The organism is Nocardia puris (assembly GCF_003315035.1).
In the GTDB taxonomy this organism is placed as follows: domain Bacteria; phylum Actinomycetota; class Actinomycetes; order Mycobacteriales; family Mycobacteriaceae; genus Nocardia; species Nocardia puris.
In genome coordinates, this window is the sequence record NZ_QNRE01000004.1 from 23,282 (window position 1) to 46,500 (window position 23,219).

Below are 23,219 nucleotides of genomic sequence, written 5' to 3' on the forward strand. Positions count from 1 at the left end.
GGGCTTCATTCTCGGCCGAGAATTCGTTTCATGAGCACTTGATCCCACTCTTCACGGGATGGCCGTCCCGCATCGATCCACCACTGGTGATCGCGAGCGAAGTTCTCATACACCCACGCCAACTCTCCTTCGGGGTGCAGTGGGTTGCGCCTGGTGCCTGGACGGACGCCCGTCGTGATCAGGTCGTGCGGGTCCAGGTGGTCCGGTCGATACGACAGCTCCACGACCGGCCAGAACTCGGCCCCGCCACGCGCGAAATCGGGGAAGTTGCGCCATTCACCGTCGAAGCTTCGCCGGTATACCTCACCGATGAACCGCTCGTAGATGCCGCTCGGCGACCCACGCAATTCCGTCACGTTGGCGAACCGTGAACGCAGGTGCCGCTCGAGCGCCCGGAGACCTTCGACCCCCCACCGCGAGTTCTCCAGCACCGCAATCTCTGGTACGGAGTCGAACAGTGTCTGCATCTCGGCGTCGCCTCTCTCGAGCCACGATCGGAACGCGGGCGCAGTTTGAGCTGCTGCGGTGCGCCGGACACGCTCGGCGATCGCATCTGGGTCGCGGCCAGGGTCGAACGAGTCGAAGTCGGTGTCCATCTCATCCTCCGTCGCTGTGGCGGTCCGTATTGTCCGACACGCTGTTCAGCCGTCGGTTCTGATTCCCGCGATGAGCGTACGGCCGCCGTGGGAGCGAGTGGTGATCTGCTGCCGCAGAGTGGCCGTCGGTTCGCCGGGGGAGTCGACGGAGATGGTCACCGCCCAGGTTTGGAACTCGACACCCGGAGCGGCGGCCGGCGTGATGTGAACGCAGTACGCCTCGACCACGGGAGTGTGATCGATACCTCGCTGCACCATGTGGGCCGGGGGAAGTACTGCATCTTCCGTAGCGAGGTCTCGGGCAATGGTCCCATCGCGCAGGGTGAAATAGGCGTACTCGAATGCGAGGATGACAGACGGTCCGTCATCGGTGCTTCCCGGGCCGTTCCCTGTCACGGTGTCGCCGTCGACGAGGTGTGGACAGCCGCGGGGCGCGTGCGAGGGCAGCTGGTCCGCGCCATTCGGGGCAGCCTGTGCGGGAAGGGTTCTCACTGACTCGGGCGTGGGTTGGGCGGACGGCCACAGCGCCCAGACGGTAAGGCCGCAACCGAGAATGGCGGAGAACGCGAGAATGCGGTTGGTCCAGTCGCTCCGAATCATGACTGCGAATCTCCTTGCGTATCAGTGAGTCGGGGTGGCCAGATGCGAGCCGCTGTGGAGTGGCGGGGCAATCGCAGCCGTCCGGCCATCGTGTCGACCGCGAGCCGGTTCACGGTGTGGATTTGCTGGTACATCACGTCTCGCGCACGCCCTGCGAGGTCGGAGAACTGCTGGTGGACCATGAAATCGATGTAGATCCGCACGAAATGCGCGATGTGGTCGCCGTAGGACGATGGACACAGAGGAGCGGCCGGCTCGGGGTCGACGCCGCGGATTCGGCCCGCCGCTTCGCGATCGACGACCATCGTCAGAACTTGCAGGGCCCGGCTGCCCTGGCGTTGATAGTCGGGCTCGTAGATCAGCCGCACATGGACCGGAAGGAACTCGAGCACGGTCCGTAACAGCAGCGACGGCGGCGGGTTGACCGCTCGGCTGAGGATCGCGATGATGAGCGATGCGTCGGGCAAACGCGCACCGGGGCGGGCCTCCGTCGACGGAATCCACCAGACCAGAGGATCTTCGGTTGGGTGTGGTACGGCATCGATCGGATATGCCCGGGTGAACAGCGCCATGTTCGGCTTTCGGAAGCCGGTGTTCGGATTGATGGGCGAACTCCCTTCACTGGTCATGCGCGAGTGCTCGGAGAGCTTCGAGTTGGTAGGTGCGAACGAACGCGCCGACCCCTCGCAGTGGGAAGTCGGGGTCGGCTTCGAGCAGGGTGTCCTCCAAATGCTCGTACAGGCCAGAGATCCGCCCGCTTGCGTGCAGGATCGTCGGCTCGAACGAGGTACCGCCGAGGTCCACCCATGCCGCTCCGAGTGCGCGGAGGTACACCTCTCCCGCGAACCAGCAGATCTGATCGACCCACTCGCGCTCTGGTTTCGCGACCGCAGATACGTCCCACCCCAACGTGTCCCACGCCGCGCAGGTCAGCACTTCCAAGCCGCTCACCGTGAAGGGGTCTCCCAGCTTCGTCAGCTCGGGGCACCGTCGCCACAGGTCTCCGTGCTGAGAGTCCAGCCGGCCGAGCCACTGCCCCAGTCGCGGCGTCACGCGCTGTCGGCGGAACGGCAGTACCACCCCCACTACGCCTCCTTCGCTCACTCGGACTGCCTACGATCCGGGTCTGCCACGGCGTGGGCTTCGAAATCGCTGCCGCGCAATCGGACCCGGAAAGCGATCCGCTGCCCGGTTTGCAGCGTCGTGCCACGGCGGAGGCGGGTGAGATCGAGTCCATCCCGCCGGACGATCGCTCGAAGGTCCCCGTCCTCGACGATCCCCCAACCAGTTTCCGCGTTGAACCACACGACCACGCCGCAACGTTCCTCTGTATCCGGAGTCAGCGTGTGTTCGGCCTGCATCATCGGCTCCCCGCCGACTGCGACAGCACGGCGGGCCCGTGTCGGTGGAGAAGCGCTATATCGCGCGCAATCATCCAGCGCCGCACCGCATCCGCCAGATCGGCGTCCAGGTCACCCATGAGTTCCGGGCCCGTCGATCAGGACGTCGTATGCCTGCCGCCCCTTGGAAGTGTTTCTGACACGGAGGTAGACGGGCCGAAGTTCGTAGTTTTCCTGGGGTTCAAGAGGTTTCGGCAGGAATTTCCGGTGCACAAACACGTCGCCCCCGTCGTCAACCGCGATGAACCCATAACCGAGGTCGAGATTGACCCACTTGATAACGCCCTTGATCCGGATTGGCTCCGTCACTTCGTCCCTCCGGCAAGAAGCTGAACCTCGGCCGCCAGCGGACCTTTTCGCTCTTGAATCACTCGGAACTGGACCCGCTGGGCTGTATCGACAATTCGGCGGCGGAAAGCGTTCCGGCAAGAGTCCGGCAGCGCCGAGTAGTGCAGGAAAACGTCGGGTCCACCGTCGTCGCGGGTGATGAACCCGTATCCGCGGTCCCGGTGGAACCACTTCACCGCGCCGGTGAGCAGCGCTTCGTCTGGCATCGCAATACCTCGGAATGTGTTCGTGTGACTGATAATTCGTCTCGTGGTCTCGACGGCCCGGCCAGCTTGAGCACCGGGAGGTGAGCCGCACCCCGCCCGGGAGGGGACGGGGCGCGGCTCGATACGCGTCCGCTAGCCGATGGAGGGGCACGGAAGCGGACACGGCTTGCGGGCTACCCCAGCACGGCGATCGCTTCGCGAATGAGCGCGTGCGCGTCGGGTCCGGTGACCGCGTCGCCGCTCAGGGCGTTGAACGCCTTCTGATACCCCGCGACGTCCGGTCCCACAAAGCGCATCCCGCCCGTGATGGTCTCGACCCGGACTTCGCGATCGTCGAAGATCGTGAAACCGGTCGCAGTGAAACGGAACTGGGTCGACCTGGGCACGACGGCGAGGGTCGCGTGCTCCGGCAGCGGGAGCAGCAGCGCTTCCAACTGCCCTCGCGTGATGGCGGGCGTCCCCACGATCGTGGTGAGCGCGGACTCCGCGATGACGAACGCCGTCGAAGGTGCTGCCTCACGCCAGCGCTCCTGGCGCTCCAGTCGGGCGGCGATCGCGTCGGTGACGGCATCGTCGTCGGCCGCGTCGTCGACGAACCCGATTACCGCCTCGAGCACCTCGCGCAGGTAGTCCCGCGTTTGGAGCAGCCCCGGCACGAGGTCCGGCTCGAACCAGCGGATCACGCTGGACTCGACCTCGAGGTCTCGGCGGATGCGCTGCAACTGATCGGACGGGTTGCCCCGCCAGGGGGTGAAGACCGGGTCCGGCGCGGTGGTGGATGCAGACATGATTCTCCTATTTGTGTTGTTGAGACGGCGCGAGTCAGCCTGCGTTTTCGGCGTCGGCGTGCGACTCTCGCCACTTCGAATAGGTCGGGATCGGCGGGAAGGTCAGCCACCGAACTCCGCCGACGTACACGGCGACCGGAACGGGCGGGCATCGCTGCCCGATGCATCGCGGGCAGTTTCGCGGGTCGTGCAGCGCGGGCAGCAACGCGTCGAGGTCTCGATTGATCCAGCTAGCCCCACACTCGTAGCAGCCGCCCACTACACCGACCACCGCCGCGACCACCACGGCGATCTCGACGACTCCCATTCCGTTCTCCGTTACAGCAGTAGGGATTCGACGCGGCATCCAGGTGGACACCGCGCTCGAGTGGGCGGTCCGGCGCATAGGGGAGCCGGACCGCACACTCGGCTGGCCCCGGAGGGGAGCCGGGACCGTGATGATGGATCTCACCCAGAGGGCTGCACATCACCTCCCATCTCTCGCTCGAGCTGGTCCTCCCGCACGCGGCTGACCGCGGCGGCCACCACCTCGATGACCACCCCGACGTGCGGGAGGTGGGTCTGCTCCGGCCCGACCACCCACCGGAACCCGTCGGGCAAGGTTTGCTCCAGCAGTTCGCTCACGGCCGTGTCGGGGTTCACGTACAGCGGTGCACCGCTCAGTTCGAGCCGCGCACGGAAGACTTCGGGATCTTCCGCGGCCAGCATCTGAGCCAGGAACAGCCACTCCTCGTGCGGAGTCGAGACGATCGGCAACATTGGCCAAGGCTTGAGGGCGACCGCCCGGCGGCCGACTTCGCTGGACACACGGACGACGGCGAGCTGCCCGACCGCTAGGTCAGGCCACAGCTGGGCGGCGCGGTCGAAGCTGAGCAGACCGACGCTCTCGCCCGACTGATCACGATGGCGACCGGCATGTTCTACAGGCGGCGTCACACGTCCGCGAAGCTCGGCTATTACACCGGCCGTGATTCGACTCGGTCCTGCCTCGAACGGCGACGGATGTCGGAATAGCCCCTCCGTCAAACCGCGGACGTAGATCTCGAACCGGCTGACCGCCTGCGCGAACTCGCCCTGGTGGTCCTGCGTGATCGCTCCGTCGGAGACCCGGGCGGCGAACAGGCAGGTGTCCAGCGCCAGCAGCATCGCCCAGTCGCCCCATGTTGTAGCGTCGACCGGGGTCTCCGGCGGATACTCGCGGCCGTCCAGGATCGCGTGCACGTGCCAGTTGCACAGTTCGGCAGCTACGTGTATTCCCACCAGGTCATCGGAATCGCGCAGGTGGCGGATACCGGGATTCTTCGCGTGGGCGTAGCGGCACACCTCATACAAGTGCCTTGCAGCTCGCATCAGGCCGGTGTCCGCCTTCGCGTCAGGGTTGGTGAACAGGTCCAAGAGCGCCAGCGCGGACAGCACGGGCCCGGTGCGATCGAGCGCGACTTCTATTCCGTCGACCTCGGTGAGGAAGGCGCTTGCCCCACGGCTGCCTGGATCTCCTGCCGCGCTGATCATTTCGCCGCCTCCACGACATTCGAGTTACGCAGGTCCGGAACTGAATTCACGGAAAGGCCCTCTCGGATTGCGTCGAGCAGCACGGACAGCTGCGGCAGGTCTCCTGTAACGGGCTCGATCCACACCTGCCGGCGATCGCCGGGAGTGGGCAGCAAGATGTGCGACACCGGCGGGCACACATGCACACCACGTATTGCGAGAACCGAATCGAACCCGGCCGCGGCCAACGGCGAGTGCGCGGCGAGTGCGCGCCACTCCCGTCGGTGTTCCCCCATCTCGATCAACAGCTGCGACACGATCGGCGGCCGAGGGGTCATGGCCATCAACGCGTATCGGACCGACGCACCAACCCTCGACGGCATCCGCACAATCCTGGTGGCGGCGCATCGATCCCCTCGGATCACTATCGACCGCGACTTGCGGTCCACAACCGCCGCCAGCCCCATCCTCCGATAGGTCGCGCGACGTTCCTCGATCTCGGACCACGGCGTTAGCGACTGACTCAAACCGACACTGCGGGAATGCAATTCGACGCTCATCGCACCGCCCGCGACGCGAGCGAAGCGGATGCGTGGTCGACCGCTTTGAGTGCATCACGAATGTGCTCGGCGAGCGCGGCCAGGAGAGGCATCGACCGCCCACGCGGAGGATCGATCCACACCTGCCTCGGATCTCTCGGCGTCGGCAGCAGAACGTTGTCAGCCAGGAACAGGCGTACCTGCCGGGTCGCGAACGTCGGCAAGGCGGCGAACGCCGAGTGGAGTGCCGCATCGGCAGTCGAGGCGGCAGCCAGGAACAACCACTCACGTCGCTCGGGCTGTCCTGCGACCGTGTCCGCTACGAGGTTCGCCACGATCGGCGGGCGGACGCCGTTCTGATGCAGCCACGTTCGCACATCGCGCCCCGCGTCGGCGGGCATACGGACAACCCCGAGTCCGCTGCGGAGGCCCGCCGGAACTGTGATTACCCACCGGCGGGAGTCCACGCCGGCGCGCAAGCCGAACACTTCTTCGTAAGTGGTTCTCCGCGACCAGATCTCGGGCGGCGGTGCAGGTGTCAACACGGTGAACTCCATAGGTATTCGCACTTCATTCGTGGCAGCCCTGCCGGATCGTCGTCCACCAGGAGCAGTCGAAGCTGAGGGGAATGGGAGCGCGTCCAATCCGCGAGAAAGGCCGTGGCTGCGGATACGCACGCGCGGTAGTCCAGGACGAGCGGGTCACCAGCCCCGTCCCAGACCAGCCGGACATGTACGTCCGGCTCGTCTGGGCGAGGGCTGGTGGCGGGCATCGCGGCCTACCACCTCGAGTCCGGCTCAACTGCCGCACGCCGCCGCGCCCACGCTCGACGCCGCAGACCTCGGCGGGCAACGTGCCAATCCGCGATCTGGGTTCGCGACGCTAAGCCGTTGTGTACCAATATGTTTCCACTCAAAGCCGCGCCAGTTGGTGCGACGCCGGGCAAGATGTGCGGTCTGCCGAGGTGAGTCACGATGAGCCCTTTTGTCGGCTGGGTTGGTGAGGCAGTCCCATCCGGGCCGAGGATGGACGACCGGATCGGACCGCCTGTTTCGAGACTCGCCCACGGGAGCCGATCAGCCCAGCCACGGAACTAACCAGAAACCGCTACGCTTCTACTACGGTCCGGTCCGTACGGGGTAAGGGGCGGTGAATGATTGTCGAAGTGTGGACAGGGGCGGAAGTGCGTGCGCTTCGCGATGCGCTCCGAATGACCCAGGAACAGTTTGCAGAACTGATAGGGTGGGCGACCTCCACCATCAGGAAATGGGAGCAGCATGCGACCCCGGAGCGGCCAGTGCGCGGTAGCCGCGCTGCGGATTTGGATAGTTGCCTGGCATCGTTGACTCCAGAACAGGCGCGCCGATTCGTGTCGGCGGTCGGGGCGAGCGCGGGTACCGCTCCTGATCCGCTGATACCCGCAGAGGAGGACGACGTGAAGCGCCGCGACCTCGCGAAGCTAGCAGCGTTCACCGCGGTTTCGCTTCCGACCGCGGCCACGTCACGTATCAGCATGGACGACGTACACAAGCTCAACGCACTTACCATCGACCTGGACGCCATCGACCAACTGGTCGGTGGCGCGGATCTGGTCGAGCACGCCCGGCGCACGCTCGAGCGTTCTCTTGGGCTGCTCAACACCGCCGCGTTCGATGGGCGTACGGCTAAGGCGTGGATGTCGGCAGTGGGCAACCTGGCGATCATCACGGGATGGCTCGCGTACGACGGTGCCCAGCACGCCCTTGCACGCCGCTGCTACTCCGATGCTCTTTCGCTGGCGGCGTGCTCCGAGGACGACGATCTCACCGTGCACGCCCTCCTCAACGCGTCGCTACAGACCATCGGACTTGCGAGGACCGGCGAGGCGTCGCCGTCCTACGCGCTCGCTCTAGTGCGGCGCGCCGCCGATCTGATGCGCCGACGGCCGCCCGGCCGAATTCAAGCATTGATCTCGGTGCGAGAGGCCGCCGCTCACGGCGTGAATGGGGATGGTCAGGCATTTCAGCGAGCGATGGCTGTCGCGTGGCGGGAAATGGACGAGGCAGCGAGTCACGAGCCCCTTGAGGAGTGCCAAACGTGGCTCCGGTTCGTCACACACGCTGAACTTCGTGGCCACGAGGCCCGGGGGTGGGCTGATACCGGCAACAGCGCCCGAGCACTCGCGCTGTACGAGGTGTCGGCGCGCGAACCTGCCCGCCCCCGCAACTCGGCGCACGCCCGCGCCTGGTTTTCGGCGGCTCTTGCCCGCACTGGAGACACGCCGCGAGCGGTCCATGAGGCAACGTCCGTCCTGGCAGATCTCGAAGCTGAAATCGCATCGACACGCACACTGAAATCGCTGAACCCTGTCCGCACCGCCGCTGGCTCGTGGGCAGGTATGGACGAGTTCGTTGAGCGATTCGATGCGCTAGCGCGGTCGAAAGGGCATGTCCATGCCTGAATTCCGCCGCTTCGATAACATCGCGGCACGCGGCATTCGCGATGTGGTCCAGGACGTGTACCGGCGCTCATACGTTGACGCAATTGCGTCCGGAGACCCCTTCGACTCACCCGTCCAGTTCATGCAACGGTTCGATAACTACACCAACGCAGCCGGGTTCGACCTCGTCGTCGCCTTCATTGCTGGCGAACCGGTCGGACAGTCGTGGGGGTGGCCCCTCCGCCAGACGTCCCGATGGTGGGAAGGTCTGGCCCTCGATACACCAGATCCAACATTTGTTCAGGAGGACGGTTCGCGGACGTTCGCGCTGTCGGAGGTCATGGTCTGCGCCTCACATACCGGTCGCGGACTGGGTCGTTCGCTGCACGACGAACTGTTGCGGACGCGCCCCGAGCAGCGCGCCACGTTACTGGTCGATCCGGACAATCAGCTCGCGTACGCTGCATACCGCCGCTGGGGGTGGCATCGCGTCGGAACGCTGCGTCCCAGCTGGGAGAATGCGCCGACTTTCGACGTGTTGATCCGCGACCTGAGCACGCGCGCGAACGCAGACGAGATCGCCGCGGACGGCTAAGAGCGCGACGACTGCGCGAAGGCGTCCCAGAGCAGGTTGAGAGGGTGCGCGTCGTCGTAGAGGTCGCGCTCGAGCTTGCGCGCGAAAACCCCTGCTAGCAGGTGCAGAGGCGGGTGAAAGTCGCCCGTAAGCGGGACCAGCCGCAGGGGGTGGGCCCCAGACGGTCGCCCTTCGAGGGCAGCTTCGGCAGTGTTGTGAGGGCAGAGAAGCGCACCGCGCGTGAGTCCGGACCGCAGCAGCGCGAGCCCGTAGTAGACACTGTCGACCTCGGCGACGATGTTGAGGTGGGTGGCGAAATCCGGCCCGTACCAGCGACGCAGGAACTCCGAGATGAGGCCGGCTGTTCCGGTCGTTGGTGCCAGGATCGGTATCTCAGTCAGCCGGCTCTGGCTCACCGCGCCGACGGGAAGCTCGCGATCTCCGAGGTTGGTTATGAGCACCAGCTTTTCTCGGTGCCACTCGATGACGTCGTACGCGGCGAAGATTGGGTCGGTCGCAGCTGACACGGGCACGGAACCGCACACGAGGTCGACATCCGCGCCGTCCAGCCTCTCCCAGAATGCGCGAGTGCGCGTGTGAACGATGTTCACCTCGATCTCGCGCCGCGTGAACTCCTCGGCCACCAGCGGCCACGCCTTGGCGAGGAAATCCACGGTGAACTCCGTCGTGGCCACCGTAATACTCGAGCCGAGTTTGCGGCGGCGCGCGGTGATCACCGCCTGCCAATCGACGAGCATGCCACGGCTACGCGCCGCAACCGCTTCGCCGGTAGGCGTGAACAGATAGTCCCGCCCGCGGCCCTGCTTAACGCACAGCACTTCGCCGCACAGCAGGGCGAAGCTGCGGTTGAGTGTGGCGATCTGCTTGCGGACCGAGGAGTGCTCTCTGTTCAGCAGCCGCGCCGCGGCCAGTGGAGAGCCTGTCTGGTGAACAGCCACGAGGGTGCGCATCTGGTCGAACGTGAGGTCGAGCAGCGGCGCGGGGCAGTCACGAATAGCTGCGAATCCCTCTGTCGCACCTGCTGATCCGGACATCGGTACGGCCTTTCGACGGCCTTTCGGCGGGATGATGTTCGAGCGAGTTTCTTGGCGGGAAGTGGGGACACTTCCCGCCAGAAGGTTCCGAAAATGTTCTACCGGATTCCAGCGCCGCGCGCAGAGGGAAGCAGGAACATCTGAGCATGGGAACGCTCAGCCTCACCGGCCAAGGCCGGGCCTCGTCGTGCTACTTCCGCACCTCGACCAGCAAAGGAAAACGAAAAGCGCTGGTGCAGATCGACGAACGCTGCAACTTGCACTGCGCACACTGCTTTGTCTCGGCAACGAAGCAAGGCGGGTGGATGGACATCGACGAAGTGATGAACAAGCTGATCCCACGCCTGGCGTCCGCCCGCGTAGAGCGGGTCACCCTGACTGGCGGCGAACCGACGATCCACCCTCAGTTTCTCGAGGTTGTGCGCGGGTTCCGCGCCGCCGCGATGGACGTCGGCATCTGCACGAATGCGACAACACTCACCGAACAGGACATCGCCGACCTCGTCACGATCGGCGGCGTGCACGCCAACGTCTCTCTCGATGGTTTCGCGCCCGACTCGCACGGTCGATTCCGAGGAGACCGCGGCAGCTTCTTCACCACTGTCGAAACCACCAAATCCCTTGCCCGTGCAGGTCTTCTGCAAGGGCTGCTCTGCACACCGAACTCGCTGGCGGAAGACGATGAATACCGGCAGCTGTGCGAGTTCGCCGTCCAGAACGGCGCAGAGTACGTCCTGATGAATCCTCTCGGCTCGATGGGCCGTGGAGTGAAGAGTAAGCGCGTGCTGGCCGCCACCGAGGACAGGATGGCCCACATCCAGGACATCACCGTGCCGTTCGCGGACGCCGGGCTCGATGTCGTGCACATCCGCTTCCCGAACGGCGAGGGCCTGCCCCTGGCAGGGTGCGAAGCGGGCACGATCATTTACGTGTTCACTCCAGGGGAGGTGACCGTCTGCCCTTATCTGACCTTCGCGGCGAAAACGCCTCAGTCCCAACATGATCCGTCAGAATTCATAGTCGGCAACATCTTCGAAGACGCCGACATCGCCGCTCGGCTCGACGACTACCCGATGACCAGGCTCCGCATGGGCGCGAACACGACATGCACAAGCTGCGGAGTGGCTGACACATGCGGAAAGGGGTGCCCGGCCGCGGTCATCGCCAGCGGACAGCGAATCGGGGCAGTGGACGCCGAAGTGTGCCCGGTCACCACCGACGAACGGCGGCTGCTGCCGCTGACGGTGCGATGACAGGGGTGTTCGTCACCTTCGACGGCCCCGGCGCGGCGGGGAAGTCGACCCTGATCAGAGCGGTAGCCGACGCCCTGACTCGCCGTGGAATTGCTCCGGTGACCACATGCTCGCCCACACGCACACCCCTCGGTGACCAGTTACGTGCCGGGACGCACACCTACCGCGGCATGGCGATGGCGTGCCTGATCGCCGGAGATCGCCACCACCAGCTGGTGACCGAGATCGAGCCGGCGATCACGGCCGGCCGCATCGTGCTGTGCGATCGGTTCCTGCCCTCGTCATTGGTGCTGCAAGGCGGGATTGACGGCATCGACAGCGACGTCATATGGCACCTACACCGCGGCATCTGGACCCCGGATCTCGCGATCTTGCTCCGCGCCGAAGTGCCCGTCCTCGAGCACCGCCTCGCTCTTCGCGGTGCGCACAGCCGCTATGAGCAGCAGCCCGGTTCCAGCCGCACTGAATCCGAACTGTTTGCCACCGTGGCGGCCGACCTTCGACGGAAAGGCTGGCCTATTGCGGAAGTCGACACCACCCGCCGCAGCTGTGAGAACATCGCCGCCATGCTGGTCGACCACATCCTGCATCTTCACACTCGGAGAACATCGGCATGACCCTGAGCCTGCTGACGCTCAACATCCAGAACCCGTCGCCGCAGCGTGCTGAACGTCAAATCCACTGGCTTGCCGGACGCGACGACGACGTGATCGTGTTGACGGAAACCAAGGGCAGCACCGGGTGCCGACTCATCGCCGACACCTTCACCGCCGCAGGCTTCGACGTCCACTATCCAGTCCCCGACGCCGGAGACTACGGCGTGATGGTTATCAGCCGACTGCCGACGAACGCCAGCGACTTCGGCGACAGGATCGGCTACCTTCCCGCCCGTGCCTTGGGAGTTGTCATCGAGACCTCGCACGGCCGGATCGAAATCATCGGAGCGTACGTTCCATCCCGCGATGCCAGCGCAGAGAAGACCGCCCGCAAGCGGAAGTGGCTGCATGCCTGCCTGACCGGCCTCACCACCCGCTCCGGCCCGACCGCATTCATCGGGGATCTGAACGTCCTCGAGCCTGACCACGATCCGCGGTACAGGTTCTTCGCCGACTTCGAATACGACTTCTACCGCCGCATCACCACCGACGGCGGCCTGGACGACGCCTTTCGCGCGCTTCACCCCGACCTCACCGAGTACTCCTGGGTCGGACGCACCGGAGACGGCTACCGCTACGACCACCTTCACATGAGCCGGGATCTCACCGCGACTTTGCTCGAGTGCAATTACCTGCACGCCCCCCGGCTGGATCGCCTCACCGACCACTCCGCACTGGCGGCGCGGCTGGCGGTCGAACCCGCGGCCAGATTGGTAACCTCCGACCCGGCCGCCGCAGGCGAACCCCACACCTTGTTCTGACCGTCCCCCGAAGGACCAATGCCAGCGACCAACACCCCCTCGCCCCGACTCGGTGCGCGCGTCCTGCTCCTCGACGCCGACGACCGAGTACTGCTCATCCACGCCAAAGACCCCGACGACCCCGACCACCGCTGGTGGGAGCTGCCTGGAGGCGGGTGCGATCCCGGCGAGGCCGCCCGCGACGCCGCACGCCGCGAACTCGCAGAAGAAACGGGTATCGCCTTGGGCGACATCGGCATTCACCTGTGGGACCGCGAAAGCCGGTTCACCTACCGAGGCCGTCGTCATCACCGCATCGACGCCGTCTTCCTCGCCCGCGCCACTGAAACCGCCCCCGCGCTCGCGCCGCGCCACAGCGCCAACGAGCAGTCCGGACTCCTCGGATGGCGCTGGTGGGCACACGACGAACTCGCGGCCACCCGCGACAAAGTTCTACCAGCCAACCTTGCCGAACTCCATGCCGACCTGATCGCCGGTCGCCTCGAATATCCGCTGACCCTGCACGACTGAGCACCAGGGCCGAGCCGGGGACGCTCGAGGACGGCGTTCGACCACCCAAGTAGAAAGTAGGGACATCAATGTACGGTCAGAAGTTCCAGTTCGGGTCATCAGTGTGGCCGCAGGGCCGGGGTGTCGTGCAGGTCTACGCGCTCGTGGACCTGGATAAACACATCGAGCTGGCGGAGCTACTGCGAGCGGCACGTCAGGCCATGGACGGTGCCCCGGTGGTCGCCGTGCGAGACGAACACGTCCACGTCACTATCGACGTGGTCGCTGGCGTGACAGCGGATCGAATACCGAATTCGGAGCGTGCCGAGCTTGCGGTCGCGATTAGCGACGCCCTGGCCGATGTGCCGATTTTCCGCGGTACCGTCGGCCCGACCGTAGCGGGCGGCACGGGTGCGAAGATGTACATCAGCCCGGCCTCACCATTGGTCCTCGTCCAAGACCAGGTGCGGAAGGCGATTCGGACGTTACGCGGTGATGCCGCATCCACCTGGACTCAGCCGCGCCCCCATCTCACGACGCACTTCTGCACGGCCCCCGACGGAGAAATTGTGGACAGCGACCCATGGAACCGTCGCCTGTACAAAGCGGCAGACTCTCTACTCGCCCCAATCGAAATCGCATACGTGCAGCTTGTCGATGTGCGCGCCGACAACGCGACCAAAGCCTTCTCCTGGACGCCGGTATCCGACCCGATCCCGCTGGGAAGGGAGCGTGGATAGCCTCTCGCAGCCCGCCACCCCGACATACACCGGCCTTCGGCTCAGCAGCCTCGCCCGGCGTTCACTGCCAAGGAGCAGCCGGGAGCCGTCCGCCGTTGCGTGCGCGATACCGCGACTGGTCGACAGGCACGTCGTGCTCGTTCCAGAGCAGGCGGCTGACGGCATCATCCGCCCAGGGGTCGTGATCACCCACTCTCACGAAAACCACCTTGGTAGAACGGTCTTCGCAATTCGATGGTAAGGCCAGGGGGCCGCTCGTGGTCTCCACGTCGTCGAAGCCATGGGCGACGGTGATGTGAGGTGACCAGTCCGACGCCGGGCCACCCCGCACTGGAGCATCCGGTCCAAAGCGATCATGGAGCGTGGCGACGGCCACGTCAGCCAGCTGATCCAGCTCCGGCGTACGACGCACGGTCAGCCGGATGTCATGGTCGGACACAACCAGCCCGGTGAGGGTCAACGTAACTGGAGGAAAGTCCTCCAACCTGGTCCACAAACTCGAAGCGATGCGCCGGCATGCCGACCCACCCATCGTGACGGCCAGCTCCGAGGAAGGCACGTCCAGCCAAGCCAGCGTCAGATGGTGGTCCGTCGTAATCAACGGTCGCACGAACGCACGCCACGTGGGGTGCCAGTCGTCGAGCGAACAGGGAATCTGGTCACCAGGGAGTACGCCCTTGCCCAGAACACGGTCTGTCACCACCGGCCCGAACGGCGACGTGATCCAGACATGAGGGCGCGGGCCGGGCGGCGTAGGTTCTGCGTGGGCAATGTTTCGCATGGCCCGAAACTACCTGGTATATCCGCGAAATACGTTGCAGCCGTGGGCGAGGACCCTAGTTCCACTGCGCTGGGCGAGTGGATGCCGCGGGCAAGTGGCCAACCGGTTAGGCACTCGTCAAGCTCGGTTTCGCGGCTCGAGCGCGGCGGCCGAACACCACTGGCGGATCGGCACACGACCTTGTCGCGATCCGGTGACGATGACCGCTTCAACCAGGCCGATCCACGCGCCGGTTGTGGTGCGCGCCCACGCAAGAAGCATGCCCGGAACCCGGTCCGACACTTGCAGTCCTCCCTGGGTGACCGCCAGGGGGAGCGAGTCCCTGAATCGCCCCCCGGGCGTGGGTATTGCGACCGCCAGGTCCACCACAACCGGAACTGGCGGGTCAAGCTCGTGCCGTAACCGCCTCTCGAAAGAACTGGGCCACTCTTCGAACATACATTCGAGTCTATCCTGTGGGCCTGGGGACGGGCCTCCTGGCGGCGTTGATCGCGGCTGCGCGAGCGAGAAGTGCCGAGTTGTCCTTGGCGTAAACGACCCCGAGCGCGACTTCGACCATCTCCGCAGCTTCCAGAGCGTCGTCCACCGTGAACGACGCCGTTTCGTGTGCACCGGTGTTTCCAACCCACTTCACGGCCAGCAATAGCTCTCCAGCCACGGGCTGTGCTTGCCTGAACGTTTCCAGCCGGTCATGGAGTCGGGCTCGGCCTCCGGTGTGCCGAACGAGAACTCCTTGCTCGTCCATCAAACACTCGACCGCGGACCGCAGCGCTGCCGCGAACGCGAGTGGGTCCAGCCATATGAGGGCCGAGGCGCGGACTATGGCCTTCCGTACGGACTCGGGGAGACCTTCGGGCAGGTCCATGACCGGGATCGGTGGATAGATTGTCCGCACCCGCAGCATCGGCCACACGTCGATGAACGTGTCGGTAACAGGCTCAAAGTCAGTGGTGTAGTCGCCGGTGAGAATGACCCAGGATTGGCACGACGCACGACCGCACACCAGCTGTAGGGAGAAGCGCCCGCGGAGATCTGTCGGGTCTTCATCATGACTTTTCACGCCCGTCTCGTGCTCGTGGGCGAAGTTTCCGACTCCGAGTCCACCTACTCCGCAGACCGGACACACCAGGTGCGGCCAGTCGCCTATCCGAATAGGGTGTGCCAGTTTGCGAATGTTCTGCTGCATGCCGTAGAGCATGAACCACCGTGCTCCGTCGAGCGAGCAGATTGACTTCCCTGTGCCGCGGAGGTCAGCTACGCGGGAACGACTGGGGAAGTGCGACAAGGCGTTCGCTTCGATCGTTGGCCCGTGCACATCGACCGCCAGTGCAGACCGCTCAAGCTGAGCGGCGAACTCGTCGCAGAGTTTCGGCGACGACCCATCCTGGTAGATGCTGGAGCGATCCCAGATATGTTGATCGACCGGCGCATCGCGGCAATAGATGTCGTCCAGGGTTGCGAAGGGCGGAAGGCACTGCATGGCAGAGATCGAATGGCAGGAGAACATCCCCGGAGGTGTGCGGTGCGTGCGCGACGCACTCGGGATGAGCTTCGCGTCCGCGCTGAACGGCATGCCGGTGACCGTACATATGCCTGGTCCGCCGATCTCGGACATCGCCCTGCCACTGATTCAGCCGGCTGCGCTCCTCGGCAAGTTCGACCTGGACACGATGGCGTGGGGGTTCCGCACAGATTCTCCGACCATGGTGGTCGTCAACCGCATCGGCTTCACAGCGACTGTCCCTGATCCGCAAGTTGTCGGCGACACGATGAACGAGTGGGCACTGCACTTCCTGTCGTGGCTCGACGTCCTCACCGGCCAGCACCTCACCCCCGTCGGTTTCCGGCCGCCGCAGCAGGCCAGCAATCGAACCTGCTTGATGGAGCGGGAAGGGGAAACCCTGGTACCGGCTCCGGTCTATCGGCCGTTTCCGCACACGTATCCGCTCGCCCAGCTCGACGCCACCACGGACGTTCTCGAACACTGCTGCGCACTGGCAGGCGAGAACGAACCCGTCCCACTGGCATGGACGCTGCTGCGTGATGCTCGCGCCCTGCATCGAGTCGTTCAAACACGTAGAGCTGTGATCGAGTGCGGCAGCGCCGCGGAGATGGCGATCAAGGCCCTACTTGACAGGCGGGGCGTTCGAATTCCCAGGGACAAACGGACGCTCGGCAACGTCGCGACTCTGCTTCGGGACAGCGGATATCCGCTAGCCCACGACTTCACACCCGCCTTCTTGAAGGTCCGGAACCGAGAGGTCCATCTGAATCCCGGGTGGGGACGCGTCACCGAAGCGGAGTCGCAGCGCATGCTCGAGATCGCTGTCGATCTTGTCGAGGACGCCTTCCCGCTGCCTCGCGGCATGAAGCGTCCGTGGTGACTCGCAGACAGCAGCAGCGCGAACGGCCATCGTGGCGCGAGCATCGCGGGTGTCAGCTCGCGTTCGGCATCTGAACCACAGGGCACCGTCACGCCGATCCGCCCGGCCTGGAATCAGATGACGGGGTCCGGCTCAGCGGCCGGGCAGACATGGGCGGCGAGCAGGTCGGACTCGTCGGTTTGAGAGAGCGGCTGCGCGAGGCCCGTGACGAGCAGTTCGTCGCAGTGCCCGCAGGAGTAGGAAATGCCGTCCTCGATCTCGTCGGCGGGCTCAACGCGCGCGGACGCGGAAGCGGTGACCTCGAGGTGGAGCAGTTCGTACCCGAAGATCCGCATGGAGATGACCGTCATTCGGTCACCTCGTACCAGATCCAGAGTCCGAGCGCGGCGACGGCGATAACGGGCCAGGCCAGGAGCAGGACGAGTGCGCCGCCGAGATTGGTCGGCGAATCGGGCGGGGAGTCCTGGGCGTCTCTCCAGGAGATTGCCAGGTACGCCGCGGCGAGGGCGACCCCGACGCCCAGGTAGAGCAGGGCAATCACGGGGCCGCCATCCACGACCCGACCAGGTAGGTTCCCACACTTGCCTCCAAATCTGTTTCATCACAACGAATTTCGATGCCTAGCCCGATTGCCGGTGTCGGCTACTGCGCGGGGCCGGAGTTGGCGATGGCGTTCAGGCGGGCGATCGCGCGGGCGTAGTAGCTGGTGTGGGGCATCTCCGGGACCGGAACGCCGGCCCACACCATTCCGCCGGGGCCGGTCGCCAGTCCGTAGCGTGCGCACTCGCGCATCACCGTGCACCCGCGGCATGCGTCAACAACCGCGTTACCGTCGCCCCCGCGGTTGTCGGCCTCCCACGCCCGGAGGTTATCCCCTGTCGAGCCACGGCACTTCGCTGCCACCATCCAGTCGCGGTCAACACCCATCCGTGCCTCTCGTCACCCTGTCCCGCCCTACGTGGCGGAGCTGCACCGAGGGGGCAGTTGCCGAGTTCACTTACCGGTGAGGGTGATCCGGCCCGCGGCCCACGCGGTGCGCACGCGCTCGATGGCCGCGTCGATCGCCGGGTCCTGGGTTCGCGGGTTGGTCAGAATCGCAGTCAGATCCTCGGTCAGCGTCGGTGGCGCGGAAAGCTGGAGCTTGATCGCCATGGCGAGCGCGCCGACGGCGATCAGGTCGTCGACCTGGTCGGTGGCGATTCGAATTCCGCGACCTTCCGAGCCCTTCGGGTACCAGGTGCCGCCCAGCGGGGATCGTTCCGCGTCGGGCAGCTCGATCACCGCCGCCCGCCGCGCGTTGACGAATGCGTCGTAGTCCCAGTCGTGGGAATCGGTCCGGACGAAGTAGCGCTCGCCTCGGTCGTCGGCCTCAGATACCACGAAAGTAGCGCCGCCCTCTCGCTGGTCGGCAATGGTCGCCTCGAGCAAAGTTGCCACAGTCAGTCTCTATTCAGTTGTGAAATAATGGATTTCGATCTCAGAAGGGCCGAGCGGCTTCGGCTTCGGCCTGGATTCCCCCACCTCGCGACGCCTTCGTCACGCGCGCGCTGGCGTAGCGCAGCGAGGGACCCACCTCGTCGACCTCGACTTCGACGACCGTGCGCTTCTCACCCTCACGGGTTTCGTAGGAGCGCTGCTTGAGTCGTCCCTGCACGATGACGCGAGACCCGCGGGTCAGGCTCTCGGCGACGTTCTCCGCGGCTTCCCGCCAGATGTTGCAGCGCAGGAAAAGCGCTTCGCCGTCTTTCCATTCATTAGTATTACGGTCGAACACACGGGGTGTGGAAGCGACGGTGAAGTTCGCCACCGCCTGCCCATTGGGGAGAAATCGAATCTCGGGATCGGCGGTCAGATTCCCTATGATGGTGATGACCGTATCGCCAGCCACGTGCAGATATGTCCTCGTCGACGATGTAGGGCCACTTGCCGCCCCGCCGAAGCTTGAACGCCACGGCGGGGCGGCACACCCCAATTCGGATAGATTCAGCCACCACGTTTCAGATCACGCGGGCCACGTCGCAGCGGACGTTCCTCAGCAAGAGTAGCGCTTGAACAACAACAGCAGCAACATAATTCGGCGCTGCCTCGCGGGAGGTTCGTCCGACGTCAGCCAATCCGTGCCAAATGTCCACGCCATGGCAGGGTAACGATCGTCGGCGACGGACCGGTCCTATTCTTTCCGAGAATGATCTCGACATCTCCGGTGGGAAGACCTTCAAACCGAGGGTGGTGCAGGAGCGCAACGACATCGGCATTCTGCTCCAGATCGCCCGATTCTTTCAGGTCAGACGGCGCAGGACGTTTTCCGTCTTGTTCCGGGCCACGGTTGAGCTGGGACGCGATAATTACCGGAATATCAAGCTCTTTCGCCATCACCGTGCATGACCATGACGCGTGCGCGACCACCTCCCGGCGTGTCACGCCGGACCGCGACGGTTTCACAAGTCCGATATGGTCGATCGCCAACAGGTCCAACCCAACCGAGTCCTTCATCCGCTCCGCCACCGCACGAATCTGCTCGATCGTCATACTCGCGTGGTCGAGCAGCCACAGTTCGGTGTCGGCGACGCGCCCGGACCGCAAGTAGATCTCGACGCGCCGGCGGTGAGTTTCGTTCAACGTACGACTGGTGATCTGGCCGTAGTCAGCCCCGGCTCCGGCGGCGACCAGTCGGGATGCCATCTCCAGTTCAGGCATCTCCAGCGAGCAGATCAGAGTCGGAGCACGATGCTGCTCGGCGACGTGCTGCGCCACGTTCAACACGGAGATGGTCTTGCCGGACCCGGGCCGCCCGGCGAACACGTACGTCCTGCGCGGGTGCAGCCCGCCCGAGATCACTTCGTTCAGGGACTCCCAGGGGGTCGGGACCACACGGTGCTGGGTCGGCGGCGCGGTCTGCCACCCCCACCAGTCCGCGACGGCGTCCGCGTAACTGCGCACACCGTCCGGCGGAGGCACCCGCAACTCCACGAAATCGTCGAGCGAGTGGCCGGAGGCGATATGGTCGGCCGCATCCGCACCGGCAGCGGGCTCGACGATCGACACGTCGGCGTGGCTGGCCAACAGGTCGGCCACACGAAGCGCATGCGCGAGACCGACATCGTCCATATCGCGCACCACGACCACGGAGCGGCCGTATAAGGGTGTCCAATCGAACCTTGTCGGGGGCGTGCTCGACCCCTGTGGCGGCGACACCGCGTACCCGCCGACGGCGACGATCGCGGCCACGTCCTTCTCCCCCTCGACAACGTGCACCGGAAGTTCCGGATCGGCGGGCAGATGCTCGACGGCGAAGAGACTGACGCCAGCCTTGTTGCCGGACTGGGCGAATCGCTTCCGTCCCTCTTCGTAATAGCGGGTGACGCGACGACCGTCGCTGTACTGATACTCGGTGCGCTCGGCGTCGAACAGATCGGCCATCGTGAGGCCGATCTGCGCGAGGACGTCGTCGCGGTCGCCGTTGTGCACCCACACGAGAACGCCATCCGCGGTCCGCCGGAACGTGGTGCCGCGGTCAGCCGGGCTGTGGCCCGGAGTCGACGCTGCGCCGTGGTCGCCGCGATCGACGACCGTGCATCCGTGCTCGCGCAGTCGGGTGAGCAGTAGATCGTATGCTGTTGTGCCGTTAGCCATTTCGCTGCCTCTACAGCGGAGGCTCGTCGCGCGATCCGGCCACGAGCGGGGTGTGGAGGGATTCAAACTCGGTCCGCTCCATCGCGACGATTCGCCGACCGTCGCGGACGATCCAGTCGCCGAGCCGCGCCCACCTCCGCTCCGTGCCGGAGCGCACACACAGCACGTGATCGGCGTCGGGCAGGAAGGGCTCGTCGACCTCCCCGCCCGAGGAAGTGATCCAGGCCGCGACGGAGGCGACGTGATCAGGATCGTCGTGGAGCTGAATCGCGTCCACCGCCGCGCTGGTGCTCTTGCGCAGAAACTGCTGAGGCAGTGCGGGTTCGGCTGAGCGCAGCTCGGCCCGAAGGCCGCCGGTGCTGCCATCGGAGCGGTAGTCGATGTGCGCAGCGCCGGCCAACACCATAGATCCGCAGTACGAGCAACGGTACTGACCGATCGGCGCGCCCGAGAACTGCTGCGGCTCCCAGGGCCACGGGCACGGCTGACCGTCCTCACCGTGCGGGCCGTCGATGCCGGGGTACGGCAGCGTGATGTCGACCGCATCGGCCGGGGCGATGTCACACCACGACCGCGAGTTCTTGCCGGTCACGCGGCATTCCTTTCCGTGATGTCGCGGTAGATTTCGTCGCTGACCGCTTGGAGTCGTGCGGGCGAGGGAGCCTGACGGCGAAGGCGACTGCGCGCCCGGTCGCAGGCCAGGCAGGTCCGTTTGCCCTTACGCACTTGATCCGAGCGCAGGTTGACCGGAATCAGGCGGTGCCCGCGAGGACACTGGGTCTTCGCTGCCTCGTTGTGCGTTCCGTGCCTGACGCGATCGAGCGCGTTGTCTGACGGCGTTCCGAATCGGAGGTTGCTGGCCCGGTTGTCGCGCCGATGCCCGTTTTGGTGGCAGACTTCATGTCCGGGCGGACGAGGGCCGACGAAGGTCGCGGCAACGAGCGCGTGCACGAACGCCGCGGTCCGCGTGCCGTCGCGACACAGGTAGACCTTCTCGTAGCCGCCTGCCAGAAACGGCCTGAGAACTACTCCGCCGCGCCGCCGGTTTCCTCTTGGGTGCTTGATGATTCGATCCAATGACCTGATGCGTCCGTGGTCAGACGCCTGATACAGCCCTTCCCAGCCGGGCAGGTCACGCCAGCTCTCGGCGTTCGGGATGCGCATAGTCGAGTTCCTTCGGGATCTCGCGCGCCATGCCTGCACGCATCAGCTCTGTCCAGTGCTCCCGTACCCAGCTCTGCAATTCGGCGACGTGGAAATCACGCTCGGCAACCGGATCGCCGTGGGTACCTTCGGGTGTGGGATACGTTGGTTCCCAGTACATCCCGGTCACTCGCTGGATCTGGCCGGAGTACGGGTACGCCGACCAGCGCACGATGAAACTCCGCAGACGCGCCTGCGAGAAGTTCGGTGGCATCGCCCCGACCGCAACGATGATGTCTCCCGGAAGGACCGGGAACGCGTTGGCCCGGCGGTAGTGCACCTTCACGGCCTCGACCGCATCGTCCGCTGATACATCCTGGCCGTCGAGAACAGCGGCCCAAGCCGCCAGCCTCGCGGGGTCCGGGTCGGGAATCCGCGGGTCCAGCGCGGCGGCCACGGCATATGCGCGACTCGCCGCTTGCATCGCCTGATCTGAAGTCACGCCGACAGCTCCAATGGCGGAGGAAGCTCGGCAGCCTGCGGCTCGGACGGAATTGCTCGGCGCAAATCCTCCCCGATTCGTATTGCGGCGCTGGCGCGTTCCCCGGCCGATTTCGCTCCGGCGGTGCGGTGACGCGCGGGTTGCGGAGGGTCGTTCCATCGCTCTTGATTCAGCCATGTCGCCGGGTGCGGGATGAACCTCGCGTCAGCGCCCGTCGGCAGATTCGGATCAGAAGCGAATTGCTCAGTGCGAGCGAGCAATTCTCCGCTTTCAACTTTCCGCACCGCAGCATGGAACGCTTTCCGGGCGGCGGGTTTGCCGACCTTGCGAGGGTAGCAGTCCCACCACCGCTCGAACGAGATGTCCTCCGCGGCAGGGGGGTTGGGGGGATAGCTCTCGTAATCTTCTTCTTGCTCTTCTTCTGTTCGGCGGCCGACCAGCGTGTCAGGCGCTGCGACCTTCGGCCGTTCCCGCGTACGCCGCCGGCGGGATTCTCCGGACCGCACACCCGCCGACCTGGCGCGATCCCGGCTGGCAGCCACCTCCGCCCGGCTACGCTGATGCTGCGTGTAGTCGGTGAAAACAAGCCCAGTGCCGTCTTCGAGGAACACGACTCCGTCGGTAGCTCGCAGCAAGTCCACAACATTTTTGCGACAGATCTGGTGGAGAATCGAGGTCGGCACGAAGCCGTCGGTGTGGTGTCGCGCGCAGTACGTCCACAGCCGGATCAGTTTGAACCGCGCCGAGTCGGACCAGGCCGCGAATTTGGGATGATCGGGGAAATCGAGTGCGATGGTGATGTATTCGCGAGGATCAGCGGGCACGTTCACCCACCAGAGTTCTGCAATTCATTCTGGCTCT

The 23,219-nt window shown here is 65.3% G+C and carries 32 protein-coding genes and 1 pseudogene; 8 read left to right on the plus strand and 25 right to left on the minus strand.

The window, feature by feature from the left end:
• Positions 1 to 5: 5 nt before the first annotated feature.
• The 12 genes from DFR74_RS13170 to DFR74_RS13225 form a co-directional block, all read right to left on the minus strand.
• Complete coding sequence (locus tag DFR74_RS13170; RefSeq protein ID WP_067503713.1) at positions 6 to 596, minus strand: hypothetical protein; 591 nt, start codon at positions 594 to 596, stop codon at positions 6 to 8.
• Between the two features lie 45 nt (positions 597 to 641).
• Positions 642 to 1,196: a hypothetical protein gene (locus DFR74_RS35375; RefSeq protein ID WP_147265810.1), complete on the minus strand. Its 555-nt coding sequence runs from the start codon at positions 1,194 to 1,196 to the stop codon at positions 642 to 644.
• Positions 1,193 to 1,825 (minus strand): hypothetical protein, encoded by a 633-nt coding sequence (locus DFR74_RS13180; protein ID WP_067503709.1) that lies wholly within the window; start codon positions 1,823 to 1,825, stop codon positions 1,193 to 1,195. Before DFR74_RS13180 ends, DFR74_RS35375 begins: the two co-directional genes overlap by 4 nt.
• The gene (locus tag DFR74_RS13185; protein WP_157115792.1) at positions 1,815 to 2,138 is read right to left on the minus strand and encodes a hypothetical protein; all 324 of its coding nucleotides are present in this window, start codon (positions 2,136 to 2,138) and stop codon (positions 1,815 to 1,817) included. The genes DFR74_RS13180 and DFR74_RS13185 overlap by 11 nt, the downstream gene beginning before the upstream one ends.
• Positions 2,139 to 2,296: 158 nt before the next feature.
• Positions 2,297 to 2,560, minus strand: coding sequence for a hypothetical protein (locus tag DFR74_RS13190; RefSeq protein WP_113975100.1), 264 nt, complete (start codon positions 2,558 to 2,560; stop codon positions 2,297 to 2,299).
• A gap of 108 nt (positions 2,561 to 2,668) precedes the next feature.
• On the minus strand, positions 2,669 to 2,905 hold the full coding sequence (locus DFR74_RS13195; protein WP_170160751.1) for a cold-shock protein: 237 nt from the start codon (positions 2,903 to 2,905) through the stop codon (positions 2,669 to 2,671).
• On the minus strand, positions 2,902 to 3,150 hold the full coding sequence (locus tag DFR74_RS13200) for a cold-shock protein (protein ID WP_439955898.1): 249 nt from the start codon (positions 3,148 to 3,150) through the stop codon (positions 2,902 to 2,904). The genes DFR74_RS13195 and DFR74_RS13200 overlap by 4 nt, the downstream gene beginning before the upstream one ends.
• A 173-nt stretch (positions 3,151 to 3,323) precedes the next feature.
• Positions 3,324 to 3,938: a Scr1 family TA system antitoxin-like transcriptional regulator gene (locus DFR74_RS13205; protein WP_067503695.1), complete on the minus strand. Its 615-nt coding sequence runs from the start codon at positions 3,936 to 3,938 to the stop codon at positions 3,324 to 3,326.
• 34 nt (positions 3,939 to 3,972) lie between these two features.
• Entirely contained in the window at positions 3,973 to 4,245 is a 273-nt protein-coding gene (locus DFR74_RS13210) for a hypothetical protein (protein WP_067503692.1), read from the minus strand.
• Positions 4,246 to 4,385: 140 nt separating this feature from the next.
• Entirely contained in the window at positions 4,386 to 5,450 is a 1,065-nt protein-coding gene (locus DFR74_RS13215; RefSeq protein ID WP_067503689.1) for a hypothetical protein, read from the minus strand.
• Positions 5,447 to 5,989, minus strand: coding sequence for a hypothetical protein (locus DFR74_RS13220; protein WP_147265812.1), 543 nt, complete (start codon positions 5,987 to 5,989; stop codon positions 5,447 to 5,449). Before DFR74_RS13220 ends, DFR74_RS13215 begins: the two co-directional genes overlap by 4 nt.
• On the minus strand, positions 5,986 to 6,525 hold the full coding sequence (locus tag DFR74_RS13225; protein WP_147265813.1) for a hypothetical protein: 540 nt from the start codon (positions 6,523 to 6,525) through the stop codon (positions 5,986 to 5,988). The genes DFR74_RS13220 and DFR74_RS13225 overlap by 4 nt, the downstream gene beginning before the upstream one ends.
• Before the next feature lie 596 nt (positions 6,526 to 7,121).
• On the opposite strand from DFR74_RS13225, the gene DFR74_RS13230 reads away from it, so the two are divergent.
• Together DFR74_RS13230 and DFR74_RS13235 are read left to right on the plus strand one after the other, a co-directional pair.
• Positions 7,122 to 8,408, plus strand: coding sequence for a helix-turn-helix domain-containing protein (locus tag DFR74_RS13230; protein WP_084537336.1), 1,287 nt, complete (start codon positions 7,122 to 7,124; stop codon positions 8,406 to 8,408).
• A complete protein-coding gene (locus tag DFR74_RS13235) occupies positions 8,401 to 8,982 on the plus strand; it encodes a GNAT family N-acetyltransferase (RefSeq protein ID WP_067503677.1) in 582 nt (193 codons plus the stop codon). The genes DFR74_RS13230 and DFR74_RS13235 overlap by 8 nt, the downstream gene beginning before the upstream one ends.
• On the opposite strand, the gene DFR74_RS13240 is transcribed toward DFR74_RS13235, so the two are convergent.
• Positions 8,979 to 10,016 carry a LysR family transcriptional regulator gene (locus DFR74_RS13240; RefSeq protein WP_067503674.1) on the minus strand — a complete coding sequence of 346 codons (1,038 nt, stop codon included), beginning with the start codon at positions 10,014 to 10,016 and terminating at the stop codon, positions 8,979 to 8,981. The genes DFR74_RS13235 and DFR74_RS13240 overlap by 4 nt on opposite strands.
• 146 nt (positions 10,017 to 10,162) lie before the next feature.
• On the opposite strand from DFR74_RS13240, the gene DFR74_RS13245 reads away from it, so the two are divergent.
• The 5 genes from DFR74_RS13245 (at position 10,163) to DFR74_RS13265 (ending at position 13,915) form a co-directional block, all read left to right on the plus strand.
• Complete coding sequence (locus tag DFR74_RS13245) at positions 10,163 to 11,269, plus strand: radical SAM protein (protein WP_084537335.1); 1,107 nt, start codon at positions 10,163 to 10,165, stop codon at positions 11,267 to 11,269.
• Positions 11,266 to 11,886, plus strand: coding sequence for a dTMP kinase (gene tmk, locus DFR74_RS13250; RefSeq protein WP_067503672.1), 621 nt, complete (start codon positions 11,266 to 11,268; stop codon positions 11,884 to 11,886). The genes DFR74_RS13245 and tmk overlap by 4 nt, the downstream gene beginning before the upstream one ends.
• Entirely contained in the window at positions 11,883 to 12,686 is an 804-nt protein-coding gene (locus DFR74_RS13255; RefSeq protein WP_067503668.1) for an endonuclease/exonuclease/phosphatase family protein, read from the plus strand. The genes tmk and DFR74_RS13255 overlap by 4 nt, the downstream gene beginning before the upstream one ends.
• A gap of 18 nt (positions 12,687 to 12,704) precedes the next feature.
• Entirely contained in the window at positions 12,705 to 13,196 is a 492-nt protein-coding gene (locus DFR74_RS13260; RefSeq protein ID WP_067503665.1) for an NUDIX hydrolase, read from the plus strand.
• Positions 13,197 to 13,264: 68 nt separating this feature from the next.
• Positions 13,265 to 13,915: a hypothetical protein gene (locus DFR74_RS13265; RefSeq protein WP_067503662.1), complete on the plus strand. Its 651-nt coding sequence runs from the start codon at positions 13,265 to 13,267 to the stop codon at positions 13,913 to 13,915.
• 61 nt (positions 13,916 to 13,976) lie between these two features.
• Here the strand turns inward: DFR74_RS13265 and DFR74_RS13270 are convergent, their stop codons facing one another.
• The gene (locus DFR74_RS13270) at positions 13,977 to 14,696 is read right to left on the minus strand and encodes a 2'-5' RNA ligase family protein (protein ID WP_147265815.1); all 720 of its coding nucleotides are present in this window, start codon (positions 14,694 to 14,696) and stop codon (positions 13,977 to 13,979) included.
• A 448-nt stretch (positions 14,697 to 15,144) separates the two neighbouring features.
• The gene (locus tag DFR74_RS13275; protein WP_067503659.1) at positions 15,145 to 16,176 is read right to left on the minus strand and encodes a DUF4145 domain-containing protein; all 1,032 of its coding nucleotides are present in this window, start codon (positions 16,174 to 16,176) and stop codon (positions 15,145 to 15,147) included.
• On the opposite strand from DFR74_RS13275, the gene DFR74_RS13280 reads away from it, so the two are divergent.
• Positions 16,175 to 17,080, plus strand: coding sequence for a hypothetical protein (locus tag DFR74_RS13280; protein WP_170160752.1), 906 nt, complete (start codon positions 16,175 to 16,177; stop codon positions 17,078 to 17,080). The genes DFR74_RS13275 and DFR74_RS13280 overlap by 2 nt on opposite strands.
• A 113-nt stretch (positions 17,081 to 17,193) precedes the next feature.
• Here DFR74_RS13280 and DFR74_RS13285 read toward each other — a convergent pair whose 3' ends face one another.
• From DFR74_RS13285 to DFR74_RS35380, 10 genes and pseudogenes are all read right to left on the minus strand, one after another.
• A complete protein-coding gene (locus DFR74_RS13285; RefSeq protein WP_067503654.1) occupies positions 17,194 to 17,430 on the minus strand; it encodes a hypothetical protein in 237 nt (78 codons plus the stop codon).
• Positions 17,427 to 17,621, minus strand: coding sequence for a hypothetical protein (locus DFR74_RS13290; RefSeq protein ID WP_147265817.1), 195 nt, complete (start codon positions 17,619 to 17,621; stop codon positions 17,427 to 17,429). The genes DFR74_RS13285 and DFR74_RS13290 overlap by 4 nt, the downstream gene beginning before the upstream one ends.
• A 101-nt stretch (positions 17,622 to 17,722) precedes the next feature.
• The gene (locus DFR74_RS13295) at positions 17,723 to 18,007 is read right to left on the minus strand and encodes a WhiB family transcriptional regulator (protein ID WP_084537332.1); all 285 of its coding nucleotides are present in this window, start codon (positions 18,005 to 18,007) and stop codon (positions 17,723 to 17,725) included.
• A 66-nt stretch (positions 18,008 to 18,073) separates the two neighbouring features.
• Positions 18,074 to 18,517, minus strand: coding sequence for a hypothetical protein (locus DFR74_RS13300; protein ID WP_067503648.1), 444 nt, complete (start codon positions 18,515 to 18,517; stop codon positions 18,074 to 18,076).
• Positions 18,518 to 18,593: 76 nt separating this feature from the next.
• A pseudogene (locus DFR74_RS13305) lies at positions 18,594 to 18,968 on the minus strand (single-stranded DNA-binding protein); the annotation flags it as partial.
• Positions 18,969 to 19,186: 218 nt separating this feature from the next.
• Positions 19,187 to 20,713, minus strand: a complete 1,527-nt coding sequence (locus DFR74_RS13310; protein WP_067503645.1) for a DnaB-like helicase C-terminal domain-containing protein — start codon at positions 20,711 to 20,713, stop codon at positions 19,187 to 19,189.
• A gap of 10 nt (positions 20,714 to 20,723) precedes the next feature.
• Positions 20,724 to 21,305 (minus strand): hypothetical protein, encoded by a 582-nt coding sequence (locus tag DFR74_RS35935; RefSeq protein WP_067503642.1) that lies wholly within the window; start codon positions 21,303 to 21,305, stop codon positions 20,724 to 20,726.
• Complete coding sequence (locus DFR74_RS13315; RefSeq protein ID WP_084537330.1) at positions 21,302 to 21,877, minus strand: NUMOD4 motif-containing HNH endonuclease; 576 nt, start codon at positions 21,875 to 21,877, stop codon at positions 21,302 to 21,304. The genes DFR74_RS35935 and DFR74_RS13315 overlap by 4 nt, the downstream gene beginning before the upstream one ends.
• Positions 21,846 to 22,313, minus strand: a complete 468-nt coding sequence (locus DFR74_RS13320) for a hypothetical protein (RefSeq protein WP_067503640.1) — start codon at positions 22,311 to 22,313, stop codon at positions 21,846 to 21,848. The genes DFR74_RS13315 and DFR74_RS13320 overlap by 32 nt, the downstream gene beginning before the upstream one ends.
• Positions 22,314 to 22,354: 41 nt before the next feature.
• On the minus strand, positions 22,355 to 23,188 hold the full coding sequence (locus tag DFR74_RS35380; protein WP_147265818.1) for a hypothetical protein: 834 nt from the start codon (positions 23,186 to 23,188) through the stop codon (positions 22,355 to 22,357).
• Positions 23,189 to 23,219 lie beyond the last annotated feature (31 nt).